This window comes from Lysobacter enzymogenes (genome assembly GCF_023617245.1).
In the GTDB taxonomy this organism is placed as follows: Bacteria; Pseudomonadota; Gammaproteobacteria; order Xanthomonadales; family Xanthomonadaceae; genus Lysobacter; species Lysobacter yananisis.
On record NZ_CP067396.1, the window covers coordinates 987,849 to 1,004,913 of the forward strand.

General features: G+C 70.3%; 12 protein-coding genes. 7 read left to right on the forward strand and 5 right to left on the reverse strand.

Translation table 11 applies throughout. The annotated features are described in order from the left end of the window. Nucleotides 1-42 precede the first annotated feature (42 nt). The 4 genes from JHW41_RS04215 to JHW41_RS04230 all read left to right on the forward strand — a co-directional run bounded on the left by JHW41_RS04215 (nucleotide 43) and on the right by JHW41_RS04230 (nucleotide 5,968). Entirely contained in the window at nucleotides 43-1,002 is a 960-nt protein-coding gene (locus tag JHW41_RS04215; protein ID WP_250449136.1) for a DUF2268 domain-containing putative Zn-dependent protease, read from the forward strand. A gap of 330 nt (nucleotides 1,003-1,332) precedes the next feature. Then, nucleotides 1,333-3,717, forward strand: a complete 2,385-nt coding sequence (locus JHW41_RS04220; RefSeq protein WP_250449137.1) for a TonB-dependent receptor — start codon at nucleotides 1,333-1,335, stop codon at nucleotides 3,715-3,717. Nucleotides 3,718-4,106: 389 nt separating this feature from the next. Beyond that, nucleotides 4,107-5,258 carry a metallophosphoesterase gene (locus tag JHW41_RS04225; protein WP_250449138.1) on the forward strand — a complete coding sequence of 384 codons (1,152 nt, stop codon included), beginning with the start codon at nucleotides 4,107-4,109 and terminating at the stop codon, nucleotides 5,256-5,258. A gap of 191 nt (nucleotides 5,259-5,449) precedes the next feature. After that, entirely contained in the window at nucleotides 5,450-5,968 is a 519-nt protein-coding gene (locus tag JHW41_RS04230; RefSeq protein WP_250449139.1) for a hypothetical protein, read from the forward strand. Between the two features lie 95 nt (nucleotides 5,969-6,063). Here the strand turns inward: JHW41_RS04230 and JHW41_RS04235 are convergent, their stop codons facing one another. Next, nucleotides 6,064-6,492 carry an OsmC family protein gene (locus JHW41_RS04235; RefSeq protein WP_250449140.1) on the reverse strand — a complete coding sequence of 143 codons (429 nt, stop codon included), beginning with the start codon at nucleotides 6,490-6,492 and terminating at the stop codon, nucleotides 6,064-6,066. Between the two features lie 714 nt (nucleotides 6,493-7,206). Between JHW41_RS04235 and JHW41_RS04240 the strand changes: the two genes are divergently transcribed. Further along, the gene (locus JHW41_RS04240) at nucleotides 7,207-7,674 is read left to right on the forward strand and encodes a hypothetical protein (RefSeq protein WP_078997166.1); all 468 of its coding nucleotides are present in this window, start codon (nucleotides 7,207-7,209) and stop codon (nucleotides 7,672-7,674) included. A gap of 119 nt (nucleotides 7,675-7,793) precedes the next feature. On the opposite strand, the gene JHW41_RS04245 is transcribed toward JHW41_RS04240, so the two are convergent. The 4 genes from JHW41_RS04245 to JHW41_RS04260 all read right to left on the reverse strand — a co-directional run bounded on the left by JHW41_RS04245 (nucleotide 7,794) and on the right by JHW41_RS04260 (nucleotide 13,790). After that, the gene (locus JHW41_RS04245) at nucleotides 7,794-9,902 is read right to left on the reverse strand and encodes an NHL repeat-containing protein (RefSeq protein WP_250449141.1); all 2,109 of its coding nucleotides are present in this window, start codon (nucleotides 9,900-9,902) and stop codon (nucleotides 7,794-7,796) included. 136 nt (nucleotides 9,903-10,038) lie between these two features. After that, complete coding sequence (bla, locus tag JHW41_RS04250) at nucleotides 10,039-10,965, reverse strand: class A beta-lactamase (RefSeq protein ID WP_250449142.1); 927 nt, start codon at nucleotides 10,963-10,965, stop codon at nucleotides 10,039-10,041. 124 nt (nucleotides 10,966-11,089) lie between these two features. Beyond that, nucleotides 11,090-11,989 (reverse strand): class A beta-lactamase, encoded by a 900-nt coding sequence (gene bla, locus JHW41_RS04255; RefSeq protein ID WP_250449143.1) that lies wholly within the window; start codon nucleotides 11,987-11,989, stop codon nucleotides 11,090-11,092. 241 nt (nucleotides 11,990-12,230) lie between these two features. Beyond that, nucleotides 12,231-13,790: an MFS transporter gene (locus JHW41_RS04260; RefSeq protein ID WP_250449144.1), complete on the reverse strand. Its 1,560-nt coding sequence runs from the start codon at nucleotides 13,788-13,790 to the stop codon at nucleotides 12,231-12,233. 286 nt (nucleotides 13,791-14,076) lie between these two features. Between JHW41_RS04260 and JHW41_RS04265 the strand changes: the two genes are divergently transcribed. After that, nucleotides 14,077-14,958 carry a LysR family transcriptional regulator gene (locus JHW41_RS04265; RefSeq protein ID WP_057949035.1) on the forward strand — a complete coding sequence of 294 codons (882 nt, stop codon included), beginning with the start codon at nucleotides 14,077-14,079 and terminating at the stop codon, nucleotides 14,956-14,958. A 447-nt stretch (nucleotides 14,959-15,405) separates the two neighbouring features. Continuing rightward, the gene (locus JHW41_RS04270; protein WP_250451395.1) at nucleotides 15,406-17,049 is read left to right on the forward strand and encodes a M28 family metallopeptidase; all 1,644 of its coding nucleotides are present in this window, start codon (nucleotides 15,406-15,408) and stop codon (nucleotides 17,047-17,049) included. Nucleotides 17,050-17,065: the final 16 nt, after the last annotated feature.

The window sequence follows — 17,065 nt, forward strand, 5'->3', positions numbered from 1 at the left end:
CAGACTCGGCGCTGCCCGCGTTTTCGTCGCCCGAGTCCGCCCATGCGCAAACCGCCGTTCGCTTCGCCCACAGCCGGTTCCCGTCTTCGTCTGCGCCTCGTCGCGCTGGCCGCCTGGTTCGCCGTCGCCGCCGCGGCGAGCGCCGCCGAGCCCATGGTCGAGCCCGACATCCGTACCGACGACGTCGACCGCTTCTATGCGCTCTACGCCGCGACCGACGGCAAACCGGACGCGGCGCAACTGGATGAGTATCTCGCCCAAGGCACCGACAGCCTGAAGCAATTCGCGCAGTTGCGGCGGGTCACCGGCGAGCGCATCGCCGCGCAGATGGCGGCCGATCCGGTGATGTACCGCGACGCACGCGAATGCATGAAGCTGCTGCCGCGAGTGAAGCGGCGGGTGGCGGCGTCGCTGCGCACGCTCGGCGAACTGTATCCGCGGTCGAAGTTTCCGCCGGTGGCGATCGTGGTCGGCCGCGGCAAGCCGGTCGGCATCACCAATCCGGCCGGCGTGACCATCGGGCTGGAGGCGCTGTGCGCCGCGGACTTCATGAACCCCGATCCCGAAGATCGCTTCGTGCGGGTGATCGCGCACGAATACGCGCACATCCAGCAGCCCGCCGCCGCCCAGGACCTGGAACCCGGCGACCCGCGCGCGAGCGTGTTGGGCATGTCGCTGACCGAGGGCGGCGCGGAGTTCGTCGCCGAGCTGATCGCCGGCGGCGTCGCCAACCCGGGGCTGGCCGTGCGCGTGCGCGGCCGCGAGCGGGACGTCGGCGAGGCGTTCCTGCGCGAACAGGACGACCGCGACTTCAGCCGCTGGATGTTCAATTACCGCAAGGGATCGGACGAGCCTTACGACCAGGGTTACTGGGTCGGCTACCGCATCTCCAGGGCCTACTACGAACGCGCCGCGGACAAGCGCGCGGCGTTGGCGCGGATACTGGAAATGCCCGACGCGAAGGCGTTCCTGCGCGAGAGTGGGTGGGTGCCGGGGGAGTAAGCGCGGGGAGCGGCGGAGGGGGCGCGTTCGAGGGCGCGGCGATTTGAGCGGAAAGCATCGGGCCTGAAGGCCCTCCCACGGTGATGCGAATCATCGGGCCTGAAGCCGCTCCACAGCGCAGCCGTGGCAGCGGCGAAGGCGCGGCTTTGCCGCATTTGTCCGCACGCCGCCATCGTCGCGGCGATCGCGCCGCAGCGCGCACAGGGCCTGAAATTGGCGTGAAACACAGGTGACATACCTTGCCGCGGCGCGGAGAATACCGCCCCCGCTGCCGGCCCCGCGCCAGCCGGACGCATTCGCAGCCTGGCGCCACGAAAGGATCCCACCCCCATGTCCGTTGTTTCCGCCGCACGCCTGCCGCAGCGCAGCCGCGTCGCCGCTCTCCATTCCCGTCGTCCGCTCGCGCGCAAGACCGCGCTGGCCAGCGCCGTCGCCAGCCTGCTGCTGCTCGGCGCCGCGCTGCCGGCCACCGCGCAGCAGGCGGCGGAGGCCGACGCCCCGCCGGCGCGCGCCGCGGACGCCAACGCCACCCAGCTCGACGCCATCACCGTCACCGCCGAGCGCCGCGAGCAGAACCTGCAGGACGTGCCGGTCTCGGTCGGCGTGGTCCAGGGCGATGCGATGCGCGCCTTCACCGCCGGCGGCGACGACACCCTGCTGGCGCTGTCGGGCAAGGTCCCCAGCTTCTACGCCGAGACCACCACCGGCCGCATCTTCCCGCGCTTCTACATCCGCGGCCTGGGCAACATCGACTTCTACCTCGGCGCCTCGCAGCCGGTGTCGATCATCCAGGACGACGTCGTGCTCGAGCACGTCGTGCTCAAGTCCAACCCGGTGTTCGACGTCGACCAGGTCGAAGTGCTGCGCGGCCCGCAGGGCTCGCTGTTCGGCCGCAACACCACCGCCGGCATCGTCAAGTTCGACAGCATCAAGCCGAGCCAGGACTACTCCGGCCGCCTCAGCGCCAGCTACGGCAGCTACAACACCGTCTCGCTCGACGGCGGCGTCGGCGGCCCGATCAACGACGTGCTGTCGTTCCGCGTCTCGGCCCTGTACCAGCACCGCGACGACTGGGTCGACAACACCTACCGCGGCGCCAGCGCCGACGGCACCGTGTCGCCGAAGAACGACGCGATGGGCGGCTACGACGACCGCAACCTGCGCGTGCAGTTCCTGCTCGAGCCGAGCGAGAACTTCTCGCTGCTGGCCTCGGCCCACGCCCGCGACTACGACGGCACCTCGACCCTGTTCCTGCGCAACGCACTGCGCAAGGGTTCCAACGAAGTGTTCGGCGCGCGCGACAAGGTCGCCTACGACGAAGCCGGCGACAACCCGCAGGCCTACAAGACCTACGGCGGCTCGGTGAAGGCGACCTGGCGCTTCAACGAGATGTCGCTGACCTCGATCAGCGCCTACGAGACCACCTCCGGCTACAGCCGCGGCGACACCGACGGCGGCGCCGCGGCCGACTATCCGTTCAACGGCCAGCCCAACGGCTACGGCCAGTCGATGGGCCAGGTCCGCGACCTCGACCAGCTGACCCAGGAAATCCGCCTGGCCAGCGAGAGCGAAGCCGCGCTGCAGTGGCAGCTCGGCGCGTTCTACTTCGACGGCCGCGACACCACCGACTTCTATCAGCGCGCCTGGTTCCTCAGCGGCAACGCGCGCAACCCCAACAACTGGGTGCGCCTGCGCAACAGCAACACCTCGTGGGCCGCGTTCGGCCAGCTGAGCTACAAGTTCGGCGACAAGTTCACCGTCACCGCCGGCGTGCGCGAGACCCGCGACAGCAAGCGCACGCGCCTGCTCAAGACCGCCGACACGGTCGCCGGCGTGTCCACCTACAAGGGCCGCCGCGACGTGGAGATGGCCGACACCACGCCGAGCTGGGACCTCAGCGCGATGTACGAGATCACCCCGCAGGTCAGCGTCTACGGCCGCGTCGCCCGCGGCTTCCGCGGCCCGACCATCCAGGGCCGCTCGGCGGTGTTCAACGCCGACTTCACCACCGCCGATTCGGAAACCATCCTGTCGTGGGAAGCCGGCGTGAAGTCGAGCCTGTTCGACAACCGCCTGCGCCTGAACGCCGCCGCGTTCACCTACACCGTCGACGACATCCAGCTCAACGGCAACGACTCCAACGGCAACGGCGTGCTGTTCAACGCCGACAAGGCCCGCGCCTACGGCGTCGAGGCCGACCTGGACTGGCGCCCGATCCCGAACCTGTCGATCACCGCCGGCGCCAGCTGGCTGCACAGCGAGATCCAGGACAAGCGCGTCTACGCCCAGGTCTGCGGCCTCAACGGCCAGGTGGTGTGCACGGTCAACGATCCGACCATCAAGATCGGCTCCAACGTGTTCGCCCAGATCGACGGCAACCCGCTGCCGAACGCGCCCAAGTACAACCTCAGCCTCGGCGCGCGCTACGACATCCCGGTCAGCGACGCGGGCGCGTTCTTCGTCGCCACCGACTGGAACAAGCAGGGCTACACCAGCTTCGTGCTGTACGACTCCAAGGAGTTCAACTCGCGCGGCAACTTCGAGGGCGGCCTGCAGGTCGGCTACACCGGCGGTTACGGCGCCTACGAAGTGGCGCTGTTCGCGCGCAACATCACCAACGAGAAGAACCTCAAGGGCGTGATCGAGAACTACATGGCGGCGGTGTACAACGAGCCGCGCGTGGTCGGCGTGTCGCTGAACCTCAAGTGGCCGTGATCGCGCGCGCCGGCGTCGGCCGGCGGCTGCGATCCTGAGTTCGACCCGGACGGGGCTCTTCGGAGCCCCGTTTTTTTTGGGGGCGGGGCGCGTTGAAGAGCGGGAGCAACGTCAAAATGGGTTCCGGCTTTCGCCGGAATGACGGGGTGGGGTTTTGCCTCCACTTCATTGCCGAGGTGGAAATTTCGCCTCCACCTCCCGTCATTCCGGCGAAAGCCGGAACCCATTTTGACGTTGCTTTTGCTTTACCCAGCCCCGCAACCCACGTCCGAACCGCGGAACCCATCACCACCCCGCGCATCCCGCCACCCGCCGCAAACCCCGCCGCTTGCCCGCGCCTTACGCAAGCGCCAAGCTCCCCCACCATCCCTCGAGCTTCGGGAGCCGCCTTGAACGCATTCGCCTTGCGCCCCTGGAGCCTGGGTCTGGCCCTGTACGCCGCATGCCTGGGCAGCGCCTTCGCCGCCACGCCGGCCGCCGCCGCGCCGCCGCCGCCCGCGGCCGAAGCCGCGTTCGACGACGGCCCCTACATCCGCTACGGCGACGGCGAACTCATCGCCCGCTGGGTCTGCGCCGGCAAGGTGCTGGAGCGCCGCTACCCGGCCGCGCGCTGGCCGGTGCGGGTACCGCCGCGCTGCAGTTTCGAGCGGCCGATCCTGGTGCGCGCGCCGGCGCAGCCGCCGGCCGATGCGGCGGACGCCGCGGCGACGCGGATCGCGGCGCTGTCGGACGTGCACGGCCAGTACGACTTGCTGGTGCGGCTGCTGCAGGCCCACGGCATCGTCGGCCGCGATCTGCGCTGGCGCTACGGCCGCGGCCATCTGGTCGTGGTCGGCGACGTGTTCGACCGCGGCTCCAAGGTCAACCAGGCGCTGTGGTTGCTGTATTCGCTGGAACAGCAGGCGCGCGAGGCCGGCGGCGGCGTGCACTACCTGATCGGCAACCACGAGGCGATGGCGCTCGGCGGCGACCTGCGCTACGTCAATCCCGGTTACCAGCGCAGCGCCGCGGCGCTGGGCGAGACGTACCCGCAGTTGTACGGGCCCGACAGCGTGCTCGGCCAATGGCTGCGCACCCGTCCGGCCATCGCCCGGGTCGGCGGCCTGCTGTTCGTGCACGGCGGCATCTCGCCCGACTACCTCGCCGGTGACGGCGACATCGAGCGCGGCAACGCCCTCTACCGCGCCTCGCTCGGCACGCCCAAGGCGGTGTGGCAGGACGATCCGCGGTTGTCGCCGCTGTACAACGGCAAGACCAGCCCGATCTGGTACCGCGGCTATTTCACCGACCCCGCGCTGCAACGCGAGCAGGTCGATGCGATCGCGGCCCGGCTCGGCGTCTCGCGCATCGTCGTCGGCCACACCACCCACCACCACATCGCCAGCTACTTCGACGGCCGGGTGATCGGCGTGGACAGCGGGCTCAAGAACGGCGAGAGCGGCGAGATCCTGCTGGTCGAGGACGGCCGCTTCAGCCGCGGCGCGCTCGACGGCGGCCGGCTGCCGCTGCTGCCCGGCGAGCGCCTGCGCGACGAAGACTGAATGCGCTCGCGCGGGCGCCGTGCACCGCGCGCGTCGCGAGTGTGCGCGGCGTCGGGCCGCCGCGGCGAAGCCGATCGGAAGATGAGCGGACGGCCCGAAACTGCAATCTGCCGTTCGCATGCCTGCGTTATCCTCGCGCCGCTTGCGCCGGCGATGCCTCGCCGCGCATTCATACGACAGGAGCGGCAAGGATGAACATGCGCAAGTCGGGTCGGGTCGCGGCGATCGCGGCGTTGTGGGGCCTGGCGCTGGCCGGCGCGGCGTTGCCGGCGGCCGCGGCCGATTGGGTCCACAGCGGGCGCTACCAGTACTTCAGCGAAGGTCCGCTCGGCGGCAACGGCTCCAACGGCTGCCAGGGCGGCGCCACGCCGCTGGCCTCGGGCGATTGCATCGCCGACCCGGGTACCGGCTGGGCCGCCAACTTCAACGCGGCGATGGCGGCGGCCGACGCGGTCGAAGCCACCGGCGTGTGCGTGCTGGGCTACCAGTACCCGTCCTCGTGCCGTTTCGCCGGTTATGCCCTCAACGGCCAGGGCGTGTCGGCGAGCGAGAACTTCTACGCTCCCAACGACCTGCCGCGCCCCTGCGTCGCCGGCACCCACGCGGTGGCTTACGTGATCTTCCGCCGGGTGGTCGACGCCCAGGACGGCAGCGCCGACGACCGCGGCATCGAAAGCGACTACTCGGCCGACGAGTACCAGTGCCGCTGAGCGGGCAATGGCGCGGCCGCCGGCCGGTCCTCGAACGCCATCGGGGCTGATCGCTCCCGCCTTCCAGCGCGGGCCCGCGCCGCGTCAGCCGCGGCTCACGCCTGCGCGCCTGCTTCCAGCGCCGTGGCGATGCGCACCTCGCCGCTCAGCACCTTGTGGATCGGGCAGGCGTTGGCGATCTGCAACAAGCGCTCGCGCTGTTCTTCGCTGAGTTCGCCGCGCAGGACGATATGGCGTTCGATGTCGGTGCCGGCGGCGGGCTTGCCGGCGGGATTGAAGCGCAGCGTCACTTCCACCTGGGCCAGCGGCCACTGCTTGCGTTCGGCGTACATGCGCACGGTGATCGCGGTGCAGGCGCCCAGGCTCGACAGCAGCAGGCGCTCGGGCGAGGGCGCGCGGTCGCCGCCGCCGACTTCGGCCGGTTCGTCGGCCTGCCAGCGGTGCTCGCCGTCGTCGACGAAGCTCACCGCATAGGGCGCGGCTTCGCCGCGGGCGTGGACGCTGGGGACGGTCGAAGCGGTCATGCGGATTTCCTCGGGCAGGGGCGGGGACGGCGCTGCGGCGACAACGACAGTAAGGCCGCGACGCGGGCGACGACAGGGGGCGCGGGCGCATGCAGCGTTTCATGCCGCGAACGCCGCGGCGTCGGCGGATGGGGTAGGCGTGGCTTAGCGGCGTTGTGGTACGGCGCCGATCCACGCCGTCGTTGCGATACAGCCGGAATCCTTCGATGTTCGCCGGATCGATGTCCGGGCGAGCATGCGTGCGCACTTCGCAAGCATGCACGTAGCAAGCCCATTGCGATGACGCCCTGGGCTCCCGCTGTCGCGGGAACGACGTAGGTGTGGCGCCGCGTTCTTGCCCGCGCCATCTCGCGAAGTCGAAGTCCAAAGCGTTCGGCATCGCGCTTCGACCGAGTCGGGTCCTCGCCCTCGCGGGAACGACGCGGGTGGACTCGCCGCATCCTCACCTACCGTCATCCCCGCGAACGCGGGGATCCAGAGACTTCAGCGCCATGCTTCGGCGGATCTCCTGTTCCCGCCTCGCAGCTACGACACCCTGCCGCGCCGACTTTGCGTTTCCGGTCCGATCGCCGGTTTCCCACGTGACCGCCTGTGCTTTTTTTCCGCCGCGCGGCCACAACCTGAAGCGTGGCCTTGCCTCCAGGTCGCGCTGGCCGGAGCCGGCATGCGATCATCCGGCGCAGCTAACGCAAGCCGTCACCAGAGCAGTAGGCAATGTTCGACCGCAGTCATCTGATCGCACACTGGCGCCAGGCGCCGCCGGCGCCCGCGGGCGCGCTGGACCTCGTGGAATTCGGCCCCGGCGATTTCTCCCAGCCGGCCTCGGGCCAGGCCATCGGCGTGGTCCGCGGCGAACGCGCGAAGTTCGCCGAACCGCTGCATTTCTGGATCGCCGCGCAGCGCGCCGGCGAACGCTTCGGCGCGCGCATCGACGGCGCCCAGGCGCATCCGGGCGAGATCCGCTACATCGAGGCCGCGCTGTGCCAACCGATCGATCGTGCGGTGTTCGCGCGCATCGTCGGCGAGTACGCGGCGATGCTGCGCGCGCCGCTGCCCGCGTTCGTGCGCGAGCCCGAAGGCTGGCGCCGCGGCCTGCGCATGTACCAGCAGTTCAACGACGTGGCGGCGCTGGTCGAGACCGACCGCCACTACTTCGTGTTCGCCTGGACCTTGTCGGGCTGAGCATCGGGCGCGCCGCCCGATGCCTCATCGCCGGCTCCCAAGACATCGTCATTCCGGCGAAAGCCGGAACCCATCTTGATCCTGCTCTTGCGCTTACCGCACGCCCACTCGCAAACCGATCACTGCAACCGTATCGCCAGATCCCGCCGCCCCACCGCCTCGTTGCCGCTGTAGTCGCGCGCCACCACCCGCAAGGTGTAGTCGCCCGCGGCGAATTCGCTCGGCAGCCACAGCCCTTCGCTGACCCGCCCGCCGCGCACGGTGTTGCTGAGCACATAACGAAAGCGCGTCACCGCGCTGCCATGCACGGTGATGCCGCTGCCCGGCGCGTAGATCGTCTGGGTCGCATCGTCCGGCGGCAAGCGGTCGAACTCGATGTTCATGCGCGGCGTTTCATAGCCCGGCAGCGGTTTGCCTTGCGCGTCGAGCCATTGATAGCCGACGGCATACAGCCCCAGCCGCCGCCGCGGCAGATTGTCGTCGACCTGGTCCCAGCCTTCGGCGACGAGCTGCAATCCCGACAGCGCGCGCGGCACGATCAAGCGGCCCTCGCGCTTGTCCTTCAGCGGCTGGCCGAGCGCGTCGAGCAGTTCGATGCGTTCCAGCCGCGGCGGCACATGGTCGGCGTAACCGACGAAGTCCAGCGCGATCGCGTTGCGCTCGAAGCCGCTCGGCCCCAGGCTCAGGTGCACGTGCGCCATCGGATTGATCGTGCCCAGTACGTCGCCGACGGCGAAGCGGGTGCCGCGGCGCAGGCGCATGCGTTCGAGCTTGCCGTCGTCGCCGTAGACCGGCTGGAAGCGGTCGGTGTCGAGCGGCTCGCCCTGCGCGGTGCGGCCCACGCGCATGTGGATGTAGGACAGCCGGCCGAGTTCGGCGCCTTCGCCGAGATTGCCGAAACCCCACGACGCCACCGGCGCGGACACCTTGGCATCGGCGATGGCCAGCACCTGCTGGCCGATGTCGCCGCGGATGTCGAGGCCGCCGTGCAGGTGGTGGCGGCTTTCGCCGTAGCCGTCGCCGCGCACCTCGCCGAGCGTGCCGACCACTTCGTGCCAGCCGTCCTGCGGCTTCAGCGGCCAGCGCCCCGCGGTGTCGGGCAGCGGATCGGCGTCGGCCGGGCCGACCGGCCCGTTGGCCGGCGGCGCCACCGCCGGCGCGGCCGGCGCGATGCGGTGCACGCGGTGGCCGTTGGCGTCGTTGAGGTACAGCGAGCCGTCGTCGGCCAGCGCCAGTCCGGCCAGGCGCGACAGGCGTTGGTCCTGGCTGTCGCCGCTGATCAGCGCCCAGTTGCCGTCGGGGCGGATCTGCAACACGCCGCCAAGCGCCTGATCGGCGACGTAGAACCAACCGTCGTGGGTGATCGCCAGCGCCGCCGGCCGCACCAGCGGGCTGCGGTTCGATTCGCCCGGCGCCAGCGCCAGGGTCGCGACATCGCCGTCGGGCTCGACCCTGCGCAGCGCCTTGTTGCGCGTATCGGCGACCCACAGCAGGCCGCGCGCATCCAGCGCCAGCGCGGTGGGCGTGTCGAACTGGGCGATCGCCGCCGCGCCGTCGGCGAAGCCGGGTCGGCCGTTGCCGGCCAATGTGCTCACCGTGCCGTCGGGCTCGATCACGCGGATGCGGTCGTTGTAGGTGTCGGCGACGAACACCCGCCCGCGCCGGCTCACCGCCACGCCCATCGGCCCGTCGAACCGCGCCTGCGCGCCGGGCCCGTCGCGATAGCCGGGCGTGCCGTCGCCGGCCAGCGTGCTGACCACGCCCTGCCTGGAAATCTTGCGGATCGCGTGGTTGCCGGTATCGGCCACGTACAGATTGCCGTCGCCGTCCAGCGCCAGGCCCGAGGGCGTATCGAACGCCGCGGACAAACCGGAGCCGTCGACGAAGCCTTCCTTGGAACCGGCGACCGTGGCCACGCGCCCGTCGGCGCCGACCATGCGGATGCGGTTGTTGTCGCCGGCGTCGGCGATGTAGAGCGTGCCGTTGCCGGTGCGCACCAGGCCGTAGGGATCGTCGAAGCGCGCCTGCGCCTTGGCGCCGTTGCGCAGCCCGCGCACGCCGTCGCCGGCGATCCATTCCACCTGCGAGCTCCAGTCGAACGGCGTGGGCGGCGGCGGTGCCGGCTTGGGCGCGAGCAAGCCGCCGGGCTTGGGTTCGAACACGAAGGTCGCGGCGAGCGCGAGCGCGGTGACGCCGACGGCGAGCAGGATCCAGGGTTTGCGGGACATGCGGTTCCTCGGGGCGCGCGCCGCATCGCGGACGCGGCGCGCTCAAGCGCCCGATTCTATGTCAGCGCGTCTGGGACGGCGCGCGGCATGTCCGCGCTGCGTCGCGTCGCGCCGCGCATCGCCGCCGCGCCGTCGCTCAGGCCGCGCCGATCCAATGCGCGGCCAGCGCGCGCGCCGCATCGGCCAAGATCGAATCGCGCGACGTATTGTCCCCCGACGCGCCGGTGAGGTAGCTGGCGATCAGCACCGGCTTGCGCCGGCCCGGCCAGACGATAGCGACGTCGTTGGCGCTGTCGTGGCCGGTGCCGGTCTTGTGGCCCATGCGCCAGCCCGACGGCAGGCCCGCGCGCAGGCGGCGCGGGCCGGTCGTGGCGGCGAGCATCCACTCGGTCAGGCGCTGGCGCGACGCGTCGCCGAGCGCATCGCCGAGCAACACCGCGCGCATGGTGGCGAGCATGGCGTCGGGCGTGGTGACATCGCGCGCGTCGCCGCCGGGCAGCGGCGCGCCGGGCGTGCGCTGCACCTGGGTGACCGCGTCGCCGAGGCCGCGCAGGAACCCGTTCACGCCGGCCGGATCGCCGGCCAGCGGCAGCAGCAGATTGGCGGCGGTGTTGTCGCTGACCGTCAACGAGACCTCGCACAGACGCGCGACGCTGGCGCTGCCGCCGTTGCGGGCGAGCGCCGCGGTGGCCGGCGAATTGGGCACCAGCGCGTTCGCCGGCACGGCGATGCGCGCATTCAGGTCGATCTGGCCCAGCTCGGCCTTGCGCAGCACCGCGGCCACCAGCGGCAGCTTGTAGGTGCTGCACATCGGGAAGCGCTCGTCGCCGCGCATCGACCAATGGCGCGCGTCGCCGGTGTCGAGCACGGCCACGCCGAGGCGTCCGCCGCTGCGCCGTTCCATCGCGGCCAGGCGCTCGCGCAGCGCTTGGTCGCTGTCGGCGCGCGCGGCCGCTGCGTCGCGGCCTCCGGAACGTTGCGCCGCCAGCGCGCCGGCGAGCGGCGTGGCGCCGACGGCGAGGGTCAGGGCGATGGCGCTGTGCAGGAAATCGCGTCGTTGCATGTCCGGCTCCTTGCGGTGAGGAGCCTGGATTATTCGAAGCGGGCCGCGCGGCCACAAACGAAGAATTCTCGCCCCAGGCAAAAGATTTCCTCGCAGCGCGCCGGCGCGCGCCGCGATGCCGCATTCAGGCCGCGATCCAATGCGCGGCCAGGGCGCGCGCGCAATCGGCGAGGATCGCGCTGCGCTGTTCGTCCTCGCCGCGGGCCTGGGTGAGGTAGGTGACGACGAACACCGGCTTGCGCCCGGTCGGCCAGACGATGGCGATGTCGTTGGTGGTGCCGTTGCCGCTGCCGGTCTTGTCGCCGATGCGCCAGTCTTTCGGCAGGCCCGCGCGCAGGCGCTTGTCGCCGGTCTTGTTGGCGATCAGCCAATCGGTCAGTTGCTTGCGCGAGGCCGCGCCGAGCGCGTCGCCGAGCAGCAGCGTGCGCATGCTGGCGAGCATCGCGTTGGGCGAAGTGGTGTCGCGCGGGTCGCCGGGGATCGCGGTGTTGAGCTCGGGTTCGTTGCGGTCCAGCCGCGTGACCGCATCGCCGATGCCGCGCAGGAACCGGGTCAGCCCGGCCGGATTGCCGACCAGCGGCAGCAGCAGGTTGGCGGCGGGATTGTCGCTGAGGGTCATGGTCGCCTCGCACAGCTGGGCGACGCTGGCATCGCCGCCGGCCTCGGCGATCGGCGCGGTGAACGGCGCGTGCGGCAACAACGCCGACTTGGGCACGGCGATGCGCTGGCGCAGGTCGAGATCGCCGCGGTCGACCTTGTGCAACACCGCCGCCGACAGCAGGAACTTGAACGTGCTGCACATGGCGAAGCGCTCATCGCCGCGCAGATCGAAACGACGGCCGTCGCCGGTGTCCAGCGCCGACACGCCGAGACGGCCGCCGCTGCGTTTTTCCAGTTCCGCCAACTTCGCCCGCAGCGCTTCGTCGGCCGGTGCCGGCTTGAGCGCGGCGGCGCCGAAACTGGCGAACGCGCCGCCGGCGAGCAGGGCGGTGCCGGTGAACTGGAGGAAATCGCGTCGTTGCATGGGGGAACTCCGTCGGGGCGAGCCGCGATTATTCGCAGGCCCGGCGTGATGCCGCAAACGAGGATTTCTCGCGGGAGGCAAAAGAAATCCTTGCGGCGCAACGCGATTTGCCCAAGCGGTCCGTTCGCCCAAGTTCTGCTGGCCGCGGCGCCCCGCCGTGGGAGGGCCTTGAGGCCCGATGCTTTCGTTTCAGGGCGCGGCGATCCAGGTGGAACGCATCGGGCCTGAAGGCCCTCCCACGTCAATGCGCCCGCACGCCGGACGACGCCTGCGGCACCTCGCCATCCGCATGCGACCGACGCTGCTGCGCGAACAGTCGCCAACTAAACGCGGCCAGCACCAGTACGCCGAACCCGCCGTACCACCACAGCCACGCGAACCCGTGCACCAGCGCCGCGTGCGCCACCGCGCCCGCTTCGCCGCCCAACTCGAGCCTGCGCACAGCTTCCAGATCGCCCACCGCGATCCGCGCGGCCAGCGCGCGCAACTGTCCGTCGTCGAGCGCCGCACCGACCGCATCGCGCAGATGCGATGCGATCCCTGCGATCAGGATCGAGCCCATCAAGGCGATATTGATCGCCAACGTGATCAACCGCGCGCTCATGTCGATGCCCGAGGCCATGCCGGTGCGCGAGGCCGGCACCGATCCGGTCGTGGTGTTGCTGACCAAGGTGTTGGTCAGCCCCAACCCGATCCCCGACAACACCGCGCCCGGCAGCAACGTTTTCCAACTCGCCGCGGCCGGCAGACTGCCCGCGTACATCGCCAGGAAGCCGGCGCCGATCAGCGCCAATCCCGCCGGAATCACCCGTCCCGCGCCGTAGCGCTGGGCCCAGCGCTCGGCCAGCGGCGGCATCGCCAGGGTCGGCACGGTGTAAGCGAGCAGGGCGGTGCCGGCGCTGACCGCGTCGTAGCCGAGCGCGCTCTGGAAGTAGATCGGCAGGTAGATCATCAGCGGCCAGAAGCTGAAGTTCATCCCGATCGAACCCATGATCGCGCCGGAAAACGCGCGGATGCGGAACACGCCGAACTCGAACATCGGATGCGGATGGCGCCGTTCGATCCGCACGAACGCGGCCAGGGCCGCCACCGCGGCGACCAGAACGCCCAGCAGCGGCGTATCGGCGTAGCCCGTCTCCGGCGCCTGGGTGATGTAGAACGTCAGCCCCAGCACCGCCAGCGACAATGTCGCCAGCCCCGCCACGTCGAGCCGATGGCTGTGAGCCTCGCGCGATTCCTGCGCGCCGGCCATCACCATCGCCCAGGTCAGCGCCGCCAGCGGCGCGTGCACCAGGAACACCCACGGCCAGCTCGACAGCGCGACGATGCCGCCGCCGATGATCGGCCCGAATCCCAGACCGAAGCCGAACACGATGCCGAACACCGCGAACGCGCGGCTGCGCTCGCGGCCTTCGCGGAACTGGTGCGAGAGGATCGCGAACTGGCTGGTCAGCATCGCGCCGCCGGCCAGTCCCTGCAGGAAGCGCCCCGCGATCAGCACCGGCATGTTCGGCGCCAGCCCGCAGAGCAGCGAGGTCAGGCCGAACGCGATCGTGCTGATCACGAACACCCGCCGCCGCCCGTAGCGGTCGGCGAACGTGCCGGCGGCCATCAGCACCGTGGTGCAGGCCAGGGTGTAGGCGTTCATCACCCACTGCAGATCGCGCAGGCTGCCGTGCAGCTGTTTTTCCAGGGTCGGCAGGATCACCGGCACGCTGGAGATCTCCAGGCCGAACATCAGCGCGGCCAGGCTGATCGCGCCGAGGGCGAGCGCGTTGCGTGTCGAGACGGACAAGGTCATGGGGGCATCCGTTGAAAACGTCGGCGAAGCGCGGGCGAGCGGACGCGCCGCGGGCCCGCGGGCTTCGCGTGTGGGGCAGGGTGGGGCGCAAGGACGCGTCGGGGCCTCAGCCTCGCGCGGGGCTGCTGCCAGCGTCATGGCGGGGACGGCCGCCGCGGCCGGCCGCCGGAGCGCGCGGCGCAGCGTCCCGACAGCGCAGCCATTGTGTTCCCCGGTCACTCATGAGGGAAATGATTTGATTTTGTAGAATCCATCACCCGCCATCATCAATCGCGAGGCCCCCGCGATGGATTTCGACCCGACCCTGCTGCGCACCTTCGTCGCCGTCGTCGAAACCGGCGGCTTCACCCGCGCCGGCGAACGCCTGCACCTGACCCAGTCCGCGATCAGCCACCAGATCCGCCGCCTCGAAGACCAGGTCGGCCGCGCCTTGCTCCACCGCACCACGCGCCGGCTGACCGTGACCGAAGACGGCGAAGACTTCCTGCGCCACGCGCAACAGATCCTGCATTCGCTGGAAGCGCTGTCGCGCCGCTTCCAGCCCTCGCCGATCGCCGGCAGCGTGCGTTTCGGCGTGCCCGAGAACTTCATCGGCGACCGCCTGCCGGGCCTGCTGCGCCAGTTCGCCTGCGCGTTCCCGAACGTGCGCATGGACGTCAACGTCAGCATGAGCATGGACCTGCGGCAGATGGTCGACAACGACGAACTCGACATCGCCGTGGTCATCGGCCTGCCCGGCCGCAACGGCGAACAAGTGCTGCGGCGCACGCGGTTCGTCTGGGTCGCCGCCGACCACTTCGACATCGACGCCGGCCGCTCGCTGCCGTTCGCGTTCTTTCCCTCGCCGTGCGTCAACCGCCACATCGGCGTGTCCGCGCTCGACGGCACCGGCGTGGACTGGCATGTCGTGTTCACCTCGCCGAGCCAGCAAGGCCTGCTCGCCGCCGTCGCCGCGGGCCTGGGCATCACCGTGATGATCGAGGACGACGTCGAAGCCGGCATGCGCATCGTCGACGGCCACTACGGCCTGCCGAAACTGCCGCCGGCCGAATTCGTGTTGCTGCGCCGCCCCGGCGCCTGCACCCCGGCGGTGGCCGCGTTCGGCCGCATGATCGAAGAACTGCCCGACAGCGCGCCGACCCCCGCGCGCACCCTGCGCAGCGCCTGAGCCAAAGCCCAGCCTGTGCCCTTGTGGGAGGGCCTTCAGGCCCGACGCTCTTCTTCCAGTTCGCCGCGACCTGAGCGAAAGGCATCGGGCCTGAAGGCCCTCCCACAACAGCCGGGGCCGCTCCCCACACGATGCGACCGCAGCCGCGCTTCCGCCTGTAGGAGCGGCGCAAGCCGCGACCGCGCCACCGCACCCACCGGCGCCACCCTCAATGCCGACGCCCTCGCGAAAATCGCCGCCCGACCATACCCGACGCCGCCCGCCGCACCCCCGCGGTCGCGGCTCGCGCCGCTCCTACAAGGGCTTCCGGCTCCCCCACGAACCCCACCCCAAGAACCAATAGACCCGTCACGCGCCCCTGGCTAGTATCGGCCGACCACCCCTGGGGCCCCACCTATGAAATTGATCGCCACTCCGCTGGCGGTGCTTTGCGCCGCCGTCCTGTCGATGCCCGCCTACGCCGCCAAGCCGGCCAAGGCGCCGAAAGCGCCGAAGGCCCCGACCTTCGACACCAAGCGCCTGTCCGAGGAAGTGAAGACGCTGTCCTCCGACGACTTCCAGGGCCGCGGCCCCGCCACCGAGGGCGAGACCAAGACCATCGATTACCTGGTCGCCCAGTTCAAGGCGGCCGGCGTCCAGCCCGGCGGCGACCTCAAGGACGGCAAGCGCCTGTGGACCCAGGCCGTGCCGCTGCTGCGCTCGCAGATCGCCGGCACTCCGACTTTGTCGTACTCGATCAAGAAGAAAGCCCGCCCGCTGACCCAGGGCAACGAGATCGCCGTGCGCGCCGCGCTCGACGGCTCCAAGACCGTCGCTATCAAGAACGCGCCGCTGGTGTTCGCCGGCTACGGCGTCAGCGCCCCCGAGCGCCAGTGGGACGACTTCAAGGGCGTCGACCTCAAGGGCAAGATCGCCGTCGTCCTGATCAACGACCCGGACTTCGAGACCGGCCAAGGCGACTTCGGCGGCAAGGCCATGACCTACTACGGTCGCTGGACCTATAAATACGAAGAAGCCGCGCGCCGCGGCGCGCTCGGCCTGCTGATCGTGCACGAGACCGACCCGGCGTCCTACGGCTGGGCCACAGTCAAGAACTCCAACACCAACACCATGTTCGACGTGGTCCGCGACAACCCGCGCGCGACCCACCCGACCCTGGAAGGCTGGATCCAGCGCGACACCGCCGTCGCCCTGTTCAAGAGCGCCGGCCTGGACTTCGACAAGCTCAAGAAGCAGGCCCAGACCCGCGACTTCAAGCCGGTGACGCTGAAGAACATCAGCTTCTCGGCCAACTACGCCGTCGACAGCGAAGTCATCACCTCGCAGAACGTCGTCGGCCGCGTCGAAGGTAGCAAGCGCCCCGACGAAACCGTCATCTACAGCGCCCACTGGGACCACCTCGGCATCGGCCAGCCCGACGCCAAGGGCGACACCATCTACAACGGCGCCGTCGACAACGCCACCGGCACCGCCGCCCTGATCGAAATGGGCCGCACCTTCGCCAAGGCCAAGAAGCCGCAGCGCTCGGTCGTGTTCCTGGCCGTGACCGCCGAAGAAAAGGGCCTGCTCGGCTCCGAGTTCTACAGCGCCAAACCGCTGTACCCGCTGGCCAAGACCGTCGCCGTCATCAACACCGACGCCCTCGACCCCACCGGCCCCGCGCGCGACTTCACCACCTCCGGCAGCGCCAAGCAGGAACTGCTCGACGAACTGATCGCCACCGCGCAGAAGTGGAACGTCACCTACGCGCCCGACCCCAAGCCCGAGGCCGGCCACTTCTTCCGCTCCGACCACTTCCCCTTCGCCAAGCGCGGCGTCCCGGCGGTGTCGTTCGGCTCGGGCGAAGACAAGGTCGACGGCGGCGTCGCCGCGGGCAAGGCGGAGAGCGAGGCTTATGTGAAGGATCGCTACCACCAGCCGGCGGACCAGTGGGAAGCCAGCTGGACCTTCACCGGCATGGCGCGGGATCTGCAGATTCTCTACACGTTGGGTAGCGATCTGGCGAATTCGAACCGGTGGCCGAACTGGGCGGAGGATTCGGAGTTTCGGGCGGCTCGGGATGAGAGTGCGGGGGAGCGATCAACTAAGTAGCTGTAGGGAAGACGCC

Coding starts and splice junctions, on each gene's coding strand:
- JHW41_RS04215 (WP_250449136.1), top strand. CDS start 43: ATGCGCAAACCGCCGTTCGCTTCGCCCACAGCCGGTTCCCGTCTTCGT.
- JHW41_RS04220 (WP_250449137.1), top strand. CDS start 1,333: ATGTCCGTTGTTTCCGCCGCACGCCTGCCGCAGCGCAGCCGCGTCGCC.
- JHW41_RS04230 (WP_250449139.1), top strand. CDS start 5,450: ATGAACATGCGCAAGTCGGGTCGGGTCGCGGCGATCGCGGCGTTGTGG.
- JHW41_RS04235 (WP_250449140.1), bottom strand. CDS start 6,492: ATGACCGCTTCGACCGTCCCCAGCGTCCACGCCCGCGGCGAAGCCGCG.
- JHW41_RS04240 (WP_078997166.1), top strand. CDS start 7,207: ATGTTCGACCGCAGTCATCTGATCGCACACTGGCGCCAGGCGCCGCCG.
- JHW41_RS04245 (WP_250449141.1), bottom strand. CDS start 9,902: ATGTCCCGCAAACCCTGGATCCTGCTCGCCGTCGGCGTCACCGCGCTC.
- bla (WP_250449142.1), bottom strand. CDS start 10,965: ATGCAACGACGCGATTTCCTGCACAGCGCCATCGCCCTGACCCTCGCC.
- bla (WP_250449143.1), bottom strand. CDS start 11,989: ATGCAACGACGCGATTTCCTCCAGTTCACCGGCACCGCCCTGCTCGCC.
- JHW41_RS04260 (WP_250449144.1), bottom strand. CDS start 13,790: ATGACCTTGTCCGTCTCGACACGCAACGCGCTCGCCCTCGGCGCGATC.
- JHW41_RS04265 (WP_057949035.1), top strand. CDS start 14,077: ATGGATTTCGACCCGACCCTGCTGCGCACCTTCGTCGCCGTCGTCGAA.
- JHW41_RS04270 (WP_250451395.1), top strand. CDS start 15,406: ATGCCCGCCTACGCCGCCAAGCCGGCCAAGGCGCCGAAAGCGCCGAAG.